At 66.7% G+C, this 9,939-nt stretch carries 8 protein-coding genes; 3 read left to right on the forward strand and 5 right to left on the reverse strand.

Annotated features, from left to right (window positions below; translation table 11 throughout):
• Positions 1-4: 4 nt before the first annotated feature.
• The 5 genes from rodA to AC1Q6P_RS18735 all read right to left on the reverse strand — a co-directional run bounded on the left by rodA (position 5) and on the right by AC1Q6P_RS18735 (position 6,121).
• The gene (rodA, locus tag AC1Q6P_RS18715) at positions 5-1,165 is read right to left on the reverse strand and encodes a rod shape-determining protein RodA (RefSeq protein ID WP_102768592.1); all 1,161 of its coding nucleotides are present in this window, start codon (positions 1,163-1,165) and stop codon (positions 5-7) included.
• Positions 1,162-3,312: a penicillin-binding protein 2 gene (gene mrdA, locus AC1Q6P_RS18720; protein WP_492665378.1), complete on the reverse strand. Its 2,151-nt coding sequence runs from the start codon at positions 3,310-3,312 to the stop codon at positions 1,162-1,164. The genes rodA and mrdA overlap by 4 nt, the downstream gene beginning before the upstream one ends.
• 55 nt (positions 3,313-3,367) lie before the next feature.
• Complete coding sequence (gene mreD / locus AC1Q6P_RS18725; RefSeq protein ID WP_102768594.1) at positions 3,368-3,889, reverse strand: rod shape-determining protein MreD; 522 nt, start codon at positions 3,887-3,889, stop codon at positions 3,368-3,370.
• Positions 3,886-4,893: a rod shape-determining protein MreC gene (gene mreC, locus AC1Q6P_RS18730; protein WP_492665377.1), complete on the reverse strand. Its 1,008-nt coding sequence runs from the start codon at positions 4,891-4,893 to the stop codon at positions 3,886-3,888. The genes mreD and mreC overlap by 4 nt, the downstream gene beginning before the upstream one ends.
• 184 nt (positions 4,894-5,077) lie before the next feature.
• A complete protein-coding gene (locus tag AC1Q6P_RS18735; protein WP_102768596.1) occupies positions 5,078-6,121 on the reverse strand; it encodes a rod shape-determining protein in 1,044 nt (347 codons plus the stop codon).
• A gap of 286 nt (positions 6,122-6,407) precedes the next feature.
• Between AC1Q6P_RS18735 and gatC the strand changes: the two genes are divergently transcribed.
• Genes gatC through gatB form a run of 3 tightly spaced genes read left to right on the forward strand, consistent with a single transcriptional unit; the run spans position 6,408 to position 9,683 of the window.
• A complete protein-coding gene (gatC, locus tag AC1Q6P_RS18740; protein WP_102768597.1) occupies positions 6,408-6,707 on the forward strand; it encodes an Asp-tRNA(Asn)/Glu-tRNA(Gln) amidotransferase subunit GatC in 300 nt (99 codons plus the stop codon).
• Positions 6,704-8,221: an Asp-tRNA(Asn)/Glu-tRNA(Gln) amidotransferase subunit GatA gene (gene gatA / locus AC1Q6P_RS18745; protein WP_492665376.1), complete on the forward strand. Its 1,518-nt coding sequence runs from the start codon at positions 6,704-6,706 to the stop codon at positions 8,219-8,221. The genes gatC and gatA overlap by 4 nt, the downstream gene beginning before the upstream one ends.
• Positions 8,222-8,225: 4 nt before the next feature.
• Positions 8,226-9,683 (forward strand): Asp-tRNA(Asn)/Glu-tRNA(Gln) amidotransferase subunit GatB, encoded by a 1,458-nt coding sequence (gene gatB / locus AC1Q6P_RS18750; protein WP_492665375.1) that lies wholly within the window; start codon positions 8,226-8,228, stop codon positions 9,681-9,683.
• Positions 9,684-9,939: the final 256 nt, after the last annotated feature.

Consider the following 9,939-nt stretch of genomic DNA (forward strand, 5'->3'; position numbering starts at 1 on the left):
GGGCTCAGGAGCGGTTGAAGCGCCGCGATTTGGCGATCGACATCAACAGACCCAGGCCAAAGCCCAGGGTCACCATGGCCGTGCCGCCGTAGCTGATGAAGGGCAAGGGCACACCCACCACCGGCAGGATGCCGCTGACCATGCCCATGTTCACAAACACATAGGTGAAGAAGCTCAGCGTGATGGCCCCCGCCATCAGCCGCGAGAACAGCGTGGGTGCGTCCGAGGCAATCATCAGCCCGCGCAGGATCAGGGCTGTGAAGCCGAGCAGCAGCCCCAGGGCACCGAACAGGCCGAACTCCTCGCCGTAGGCGGCGAAGATGAAGTCGGTGGTGCGCTCGGGAATGAACTCCAGATGGGTTTGCGTGCCCTTCATGAAGCCCTTGCCGGTCAGGCCGCCGGAGCCGATGGCGATCTCGCCCTGGATGATGTGGAAGCCCTTGCCCAGCGGGTCCTTGGTCGGGTCCAGCAGGGTGCAGACGCGGTTCTTCTGGTACTCGCGCAGCACCGGCCAGGTCACATCGGGCTGGCAGATCGCCTCCTCGCTCACCACCAGGGCCGTGATCCCCGCCCCCGCCAGCACAAAGGCCGGGATGATCAAGCGCCAGGACAGGCCGGCAAAAAAGATCACATACAAGCCGGCCGAGAGCACCAGGATGGAGGTGCCCAGGTCGGGCTGCTTGGCCACCAGGCCCACGGGAACAGCCAGCAGGATGAAGGCGGCCACAAAGTCCGGCAGGCGCAGCTGCCCTTCGCGCTTCTGGAACCACCAGGCCAGCATCAGCGGCACGGCGATCTTGAGGATCTCCGAGGGCTGGATCTGCGTCACGCCGACATTGAGCCAGCGCGTCGCGCCCTTCTTGGTGATGCCGAACAAGGCCGTGGCCACCAGCAGCGCCACGCCCACGGTGTACAGCGGCACAGCCAGAGCCATCATGCGCTGCGGCGAAACCTGGGCCACCAGAAAAATCAGGGCAATCGCCAGCAAGGTGTTGCGACCATGGTCCACAAAACGCGTGCCATGGTCATAACCCGCGGAATACATGCTCACCAGACCCAGCCCCATCAGCCAGGCGATAGACAGCAGCAAGGGCAGATCGAAGCCGGAGAACCAGGGTCGCAGGCGCTGCCACCAGCTGGGACCGTTGAAGGCATTGGCACTCATGGACTAACTCCGGAGGCGACAGCAGGCAGGGCACGAGGGGCAGAGGCGGGTCTCGAGGGCGCTACCGCAGACGATGGCCGCGCCGCGGGCGAGGGGATACGAGGCGCTGACGCAGCCGTGGGTGCCGTCGCCGCCACGCCCGATGCGGCCGATGCAGCAGCAACGACGCCGGATGCTGCTGCCTCCGCCTGCGAGACCTGGCCCGGCAGCGGCACCTGATCGATGCGACGCGGCTGGCCCACGGGCGCCTTCGTTTTGCCCTGCTGGGTCAGGGCAATGTCTTCTTCGCTGGGGTACTGGCCCATCAGCATGAAATCAAACACCCGACGCGCAATCGGCGCGGCCGAGGTGGAGCCAAAGCCGGCGTTCTCGACAATCGCAGCCAGGGCGATGGTGGGCGCCTCCAGCGGCGCAAAAGCGACGTAGAGCGAATGGTCGCGCTTGCGCTCGTCGGCCTTGATGTCCTTGTAGCGCTCGCCCGCCTTCAGGCCCACGGCCTGAGCCGTGCCGGTCTTGCCGCCGCTCTTGTAGCCGGCGCCACGGAACACCTCGGTGGAAGTGCCCTCCACCGTCACGCCGTACATGGCATTGCGGATCACCTCGACCTGCTCGGGTTTGAGTGGCAGCGGCGGAAGGGCATCGCTGGCGATGCGGCGCTGCTCATGACGCACCACGTCTTCGATCTCACGCACCAGACGGGGCTTGAAGCGCTGGCCGCCGGTCGACAGCGTGGACACGGCGGTGGCGATCTGCAGCATGGTGAAGTTGTTGTAACCCTGGCCGATGCCCAGCGAGATGGTCTCGCCGGCAAACCACTTCTGGTTGGCCGGGCTGCGGGCAAAGTAGCGGCGCTTCCAGGCCTGCGAGGGCAGCACGCCCGAGACTTCGCCCTGCACATCGATCTCGGTCTTGCGGCCGAAGCCGAAGGGCTCCAGCTCGTCGTGGATCAAGTCCACGCCCATCTCATTGGCCAGGCTGTAGAAGTAGACATTGGACGAGCTGACGATGGCCAGGCGCATGTCCTTGGGTCCCGGACGGTCGCTTTCCGGGCTGCCGAAGGTGCGGCCGCCGAAACTGTAGGTCAGGTTGTCCATGATCACCGTGCTCGCCGAACGCTTGCCGCTGTTGAGCGCGGCCATGGCCATGAAGGGCTTGAAGGTCGAGCCCGGCGGGTAGGTGCCACGCAGGGCACGGTTCAGCAGGGGCTTGTCCAGGTCTTCGTTGAGGTCGCGCCAGCTGTCGGCATCGATGCCGTCAACGAAGAGATTGGGGTCGAAGGTCGGCTTGGAAACAAAGGCCAGCACCTCGCCGTTGCGCGGGTCGATGGCGACCAGGGCGCCGCGGCGGTCCTTGTAGAGCTCCTCCACCAGGGCTTGCAGGCGGATGTCGATGGACAGCATCAGCGTGTTGCCCGGCGTTGGCGGCCGGTGGGCCAGGCGGCGCACGGCGCGGCCGCCGGCGCTGGTTTCCACCTGCTCGAAGCCGGTGATGCCATGCAGCTCGCGCTCGTAGCTCTGCTCCAGACCCAGCTTGCCGATGTACTCGGTGCCGCGGTAGTTGGCGATGTCCTCTTCTTCCCACTCGTCCATGGCCTTTTTCTCGGCCTGGTTGATGCGGCCGATGTAGCCGATCAGGTGCGAGCCCACCTCGCCCAGCGGGTAGCTGCGGAACAGCCGCGCCTTGATCTCGACGCCGGGAAAGCGGAAGCGCTGCGCGGTGAAACGCGCCACCTCGGCCTCGCTCAGCTTGGTGCGGATGGGCAGGGATTCGAAATTCTTGTTCTCGCTCATCAGCCGCTTGAAGCGGCGGCGGTCGCGCGGCTGCACCTCGACCACCTGGGCCAGGGCATCGATGGTGGCCTCCAGATCGGGCACCTTGGAGGGCGTGATCTCCAAGGTGTAGGCCGAGTAATTGCTGGCCAGGACGATGCCATTGCGGTCCTTGATCAGGCCGCGGTTGGGCACGATGGGCACAACCGTGATGCGGTTGGACTCGGCACGGTCCGACAGGCTTTCATGCTGGATCACCTGCAGGAACACCAGGCGCGCCAGCAGCAGGCCGAAGCAGAACAGCACAAAGGCCGCCGCGGCCAGCAAGCGCAGGCGGAAGCGGCCCAGCTCCTGCTTGACGTTCTTGAGCACCGTCATCGCGCGGTCTTTTTCTTCTTCGTCTGCGTGTTCATCGACAGCTCGGCAGGCCGCCTCACAGCGGGCGGTGGGCGTCGCGATCAGGCGCGCGGCGCTGTGGCGCCAGCAGCACCACGCTGGCCAGCGGCCAGAGCAGGGTCTCGAACACCGGCGCCAGCAGCAGCAACCAGCCCGGCCACATGCCGCCCACGGCCAGGCGCACCAGCAAGGACACGGCATGCGCCAGCACGAACAGCGGCAGCACCTGCAGGGCCTGCGCGCCCAGGCTAAAGCCGGTCAGGCGGCGGTGCAGGGTGATGGCACCGAAGCTCAGCAGGCTGTAGGCCAGGGCATGCTGGCCCAGCAGGGCGCCGTGGTGGATGTCGATCATCAGGCCCAGCACAAAGGCCCAGACCACGCCGACCCGACGCGGCTGGTGCACGCCCCAGAACACCAGCACCACGGCCAGAAAATCAGGCATGGCCGGGAAACGGCCGATCGGCACCATATCGGCCAGCAAGGCCAGGAACAAGCTCAGGGCGATGAAAGCTGGGTTGACCGGCAGCAGCAGCTGACCGGCGCCGCGCGGCATGATCATGGGGCAGCTCCCGCATCTGATTTTTCGCTCTTGCCTTCGGTTTTGCCCTCGGCCTTGGCCTGGGCCGCGGCGGCCTTGCGCTGCGCCTTGAGCTGGGCGGCCGAGGCCGCATCGGCAGCCTGTGCGGCCGCGGCTTCAGCCATGGCCTTGGCATGCTGCTCCTGCGGCTGCAGCACCAGCACATGGCGCACGCTGTCAGGCTGGGCCACGGGCTGCAGGCGCACGCTGGCAAAACTGGTGTCGCCGCGGCGCTCGACCGAGCTCACCTTGGCCACCGGCAGACCGGAGGGGTAGACCCCGTCCAGGCCCGAGGTGGCCATCAAATCACCGGGCTTGATGTCGGCATTGGCGGCCAGAAAGCGCAGCTCCATGCCGTTGCCGTCGCTGCTGCCGAAGGCAGCATTGCGCGCCTGGGTGCGGGTGTTGAGCACGGGGATGGCCGCGTCCTTGTCGCTCAGCAGGGTCACTTCGGCCGACAAGGTGTAGACCCGGGTGACCTGGCCCAGCACGCCGGCATCGTTGATGACGGGCGAGCCGGCTTGCACGCCATGCTTGCTGCCGCGGTCGATGACCACGCGGCGCGAGTAGGGGTCGGCCGCTTCGTACAACACCTCGGCCGAGAGCGAAGCCACTTCCAGCGCCGGGCGCAGCTCCAGCAGCGCACGCAGGCGCTGGTTTTCCGCCTGCAGCTGGGCCGCACGCGCCAGGCGCTCGGCCTGCTGCACCAGCTGCTGGCGCGCCAGCGCCTCGGCCTCCATGGCCCGCTGCGTGCCCAGCCGGTAGGCCTCGAAGCTCTCCCAGGCATCCACCGGTGTCAGCAGCAGGCGCTGAAACGGGTGCAGCAACAAGGCCAAGCCCGCCCGCGCCGGCCCCACCACATGAAAGCGCGCATCCGCCACCATCAAGAACACCGCCAGCGCCGCGCACAGCAGCAACCTCGCCTGGGCCGACGCGCCCTGGCGGAAAAATGGTGGCGGGTTGCGATCTGGGGGGCCGAGAGGCATGGCGATGTCGACTCAACTCGCTGCGTTGCGGCTTATCGGACGAGAAACAAAACAGGTGGCAGGCCGTCGCGAGCGGGTGTCAGGCTAGGCGGCCGGAGCGCAGGAACCGGAACGTACTTCCTGTACGTGAGGATTCCAAGCACCGCCCAACAACGCCTGGCGCCCGCGCAGCAGGCCCCCGCCATCACTCGGAGGTGAAGATGGAGCCGAGGCGTTCCATGCGCTCCAAAGCCATCCCGCAACCCCGCACCACGCAAGTCAGCGGATCCTCGGCCACCAGCACCGGCAGGCCGGTTTCCTCGGCCAGCAGGCGGTCCAGATCGCGCAGCAAGGCGCCGCCGCCGGTCAGCATCATGCCGCGCTCGGCGATGTCGGCGCCCAGCTCGGGCGGGGTCTGTTCCAGCGCGTTCTTCACGGCGGAGACGATCTGGTTCAGCGGGTCGGTCAGGGCTTCCAGGATCTCGTTGGACGAAATCGTGAAGCTGCGCGGCACGCCTTCGGCCAGATTGCGGCCCTTGACTTCCATTTCCTTGACCTCGGAACCCGGGAAGGCGCTGCCGATGTTCTTCTTGATCGCTTCGGCGGTGGGCTCGCCGATCAACATGCCGTAGTTGCGGCGGATGTAGTTGATGATGGCTTCGTCGAACTTGTCGCCGCCGACGCGCACGCTGCCCTTGTAGACCATGCCGCCCAGGGAGATCACGCCCACCTCGGTGGTGCCGCCGCCAATGTCCACGACCATGGAGCCCGACGCTTCCGACACCGGCAGGCCGGCGCCGATCGCGGCCGCCATCGGCTCTTCAATCAGGTAGACCTCGGAGGCACCGGCGCCTAGGGCCGATTCGCGGATGGCACGGCGCTCGACCTGGGTGGAACCGCAGGGCACGCAGATGATGATGCGCGGGCTGGGGCGCAGCATCTTGGAGTCGTGCACCATCTTGATGAACTGCTTGAGCATCTGCTCGGTGACGGTGAAGTCAGCGATCACGCCGTCCTTCATCGGGCGGATCGCCTCGATATTGCCCGGCACCTTGCCCAGCATGGCCTTGGCCTCGCGGCCCACGGCCTGGATGGTCTTCTTGCCGTGCGGGCCACCTTCGTGGCGGATCGACACGACCGAGGGTTCATCCAGCACGATGCCCTTACCGCGCACATAAATCAGCGTGTTGGCGGTGCCCAGGTCGATGGCGAGGTCGGAGGAGAAATAGCGGCGCAGGGAAGCGAACATGATGTGTCTGGAGCGCAAAGTACCGACATCTGAGCCTGTGGGCTGGAGATCGTGGGTGACTCGCGGGTTGGTCGGGAGGTCGGAAAAGAGGGGGTCGGGCTGTTCGGTGTTCGCCATATGCAACGAGGCTGGGTGAGCCCTTGCGGCCACGCAGCCCCGTGACATTGGAGATAAGCGGAGATAATACCCGATCACCCCCTAGTTATCGGCTGGGACGGGCCGTTTGTTGCGCTCTTTACAGCTCGCCACGGCCGATGTTTCCGCCACCTCCGGACCCGGTTTTCCCATGGCCTTGACACCACAAGACGTAAGCCGCATCGCCCATCTGGCGCGCCTGGAGCTGCAGGAGGCCGAAAGCGCCGCCCTGCTGCCCCAGCTGAATGACTTCTTCTCCATCGTCGAGCAGATGAGCGCGGTGGACACCGCCGGCGTCGAGCCGCTGTACACCCCGCTGTCGGCCATCCAGGAGGTGCATCTGCGCCTGCGCGAGGACGCCGTCACCGAAAGCAACCAGCGCGAACTCAACCAGCGCAGCGCCCCGGCCGTGGAAGACGGCCTGTTCCTGGTTCCCAAGGTCATCGAATGAGCATCTCGAACAACACCCCCCTGCACGACCTGGGCGTGGCCGAGCTGGGCCAAGGCCTGCGCGACAAGCAGTTCTCCAGCGTTGAGCTGACCCAGCACCTGCTGCAGCGCGTCCATTCCAGCGACCGTCAACTGGGCGCCTTCCTCCATGTGGACGCGGACCATGCCCTGGCCCGCGCCCGTGCGGCGGATGCCCGCCTGGCCGCCGGCGAAGGCGCCCAAGCCGGCGGCGCCCTGATCGGCGTGCCCCTGGCGCACAAGGACATCTTCGTCACCGCCGACATGCCGACCACGGCCGGCTCCAAGATCCTGGCCGGCTACCGCAGCCCCTTCGACGCCACCGTGGTGGCGCGCCTGAATGCGGCCGGCACGGTCTCGCTGGGCAAGCTCAACTGCGACGAGTTCGCCATGGGCTCGGCCAATGAGAACTCGGCCTACCAGCCGGTGGCCAACCCCTGGGACGCCAGCCGCGTGCCGGGTGGCTCCTCGGGCGGCTCGGCCGCTGCGGTGGCCGCACGCCTGCTGCCAGCCTCCACCGGCACCGACACCGGCGGCTCGATCCGCCAGCCGGCCAGCTTCACCGGCATCACCGGCATCAAGCCGACCTACGGCATCTGCAGCCGCTACGGCATGATCGCCTTCGCCTCCAGCCTGGACCAGGCCGGCCCCATGGCCCGCTCGGCCGAGGACTGCGCCCTGCTGCTCTCGGCCATGAGTGGCTTTGACGAGCGTGACGCCACCAGCGTGCAACAAGCCCCGCAGGATTTCCACGCCCAGATGCTGAGCGCCCGCGAGGGCGCCACCGCCGCCCAGCCGCTCAAGGGCCTGCGCATCGGCCTGCCGCGCGAGTTCTTCCCCGCTGCCCTGTCGGCCGACGTCAACAGCGCCGTGCGCGCCGGCCTGGCCGAGCTGGAAAAGCTCGGCGCCACCCTGGTGGACGTGAGCCTGCCGCGCACCGAGCTGGCGATTCCGGTGTACTACATCATTGCCCCGGCCGAGGCCAGCTCCAACCTGAGCCGCTTTGACGGTGTCAAGTTCGGCCACCGCGCCGCCCAGTTCGACGACCTGCTGGACATGTACAAGAAGACCCGTGCCGAAGGCTTCGGCGCCGAGGTCAAGCGCCGGATCATGATCGGCAGCTACGTGCTGTCTCACGGTTACTACGACGCCTACTATCTGCAGGCGCAAAAGCTGCGCCGCATGATTGCCGACGATTTCCAGCAGGCCTTCCAGCTGTGCGATCTGATCGCCGGCCCGGTGGCGCCCACCGTGGCCTGGAAGCATGGCGAGGGCAAGGACGACCCGGTCAAGGCCTATCTGGCCGACATCTTCACCCTGCCCGGCTCGCTGGCCGGCCTGCCCGGCATGAGCGTGCCCGTGGGCCTGGGCGAAGGCGGCATGCCCGTCGGCTTGCAGCTGCTGGGCAACTACTTCAAGGAAGGCCAGCTGCTGCACACCGCCCACGCGCTGCAGCAAGCCACCGACTGGCACCGTGCCGCTCCCGCAGGAATCTAAGCACATGGCATCTAGCAGCAGCAAATTGATCCGTGGCTACGAGGTCGTGATCGGCCTGGAAAACCACGTCCAACTGTCCACCGTCTCCAAGATCTTCAGCGGCTCCTCCACCGCCTTCGGCGCCGAGCCCAACACGCAGGCTTCGGCCGTGGACCTGGCCCTGCCGGGCACCCTGCCGGTGCTGAACCGCGGTGCGGTCGAGCGCGCCATCCGCTTCGGCCTGGCCGTGGGCGCCAAGGTGGCGCCGCTGTCCATCTTCGCGCGCAAGAACTATTTCTACCCCGACCTGCCCAAGGGCTACCAGATCAGCCAGTTCGAGATCCCGGTGGTGCAAGGCGGCAAGGTCGAATTCTTCGTCGGCGACGAGAAGAAGGTCGTGCAGCTGACCCGCGCCCACCTCGAGGAAGACGCCGGCAAAAGCCTGCACGAGGACTACCACGGCCAGAGCGGCATTGACCTGAACCGTGCCGGCACGCCCTTGCTGGAAATCGTCTCCGAGCCCGAGATGCGCTCCGCCGCCGAGGCCTGCGAGTACGCCAAGACCCTGCACGCCCTGGTGATGTGGCTGGGCATCTGCGACGGCAATATGCAGGAAGGCTCCTTCCGCTGCGACGTCAACGTCTCGGTGCGCAAGCCCGGCGAGCCCTTCGGCACCCGCCGCGAGATCAAGAACCTCAACAGCTTCCGCTACCTGCTGCAGGCCGTGGACTACGAGGTCAACTGGCAGATCGACGAGATCGAGGACGGCCGCAAGATCCAGCAAGCCACCGTGCTGTTCAACCCCGACACGGGTGAGACGCGCGCCATGCGCAGCAAGGAAGATTCGGCCGACTACCGCTACTTCCCCGACCCCGACCTGCCGCCGCTGGTGATCGGCGCCGACTGGATCGAGCGGGTCAAGCAAGAGATGCCCGAGCTGCCCTCGGTGATGGCCACCCGCTTCGAGCAGGCCGATGGCCTGACCGCCTACGACGCCACCCTCATGACCCAGAGCCTGGCCACGGCACGCTTCTACGAAGCCGCCAAGGCCGTCTGTGGCGCGCCCAAGCTGGTGGCGAACTGGCTGCAAGGCGAAGTCTCGCGCCGATTGAACAGCGAGGAACGCAGCATCGAGGCCAGCCCGCTCAGCCCCGAGCTGCTGGGCCGCCTGATCCAGCGCATCCAGGATGGCACGATCTCCAACAACGCCGCCAAGCAGGTCTTTGAAGCCCTGTGGAGCGGAGAGAGCAGCGATGTCGACGCCATCATCGAGGCCAAGGGCCTGAAGCAGGTCAGCGACACCGGCGCCATCGAAGCCATCCTCGACGAGGTGCTGGCCGCCAACCCCAAATCGGTGGAAGAGTTCCGCGCCGGCAAGGACAAGGCCTTCAACGCCCTGGTCGGCCAGGCCATGAAGGCCACCAAGGGCAAGGCCAACCCCAGCCTGGTGAACGAGCTGCTGAAGAAGAAGCTGGCCGGCTGAGCCCCTGAAGCTGCACGCCTTCCCTCATCAAAACGGCGCCTCTGCGCCGTTTTTTGAGTCTGGGCGAAAGCAGGGGCGAACGACCGACACCGGCACATAGCGGACCTCCGGTGTCTTGATTGATCTTTCTCGCTGCGGTGTCTCGTCCCGCCGCCGGGCTCATGGTTCGCGGGTCGGCTCTGAGAGCCGACTTCCCTCGCTGCTCACTCCGCGGCTCAGCGGCGCCAAACTCCCTCCGTTCGCTGCGCTCACTGTG

The organism is Roseateles sp. GW835-FHT13E02, from assembly GCF_058794035.1.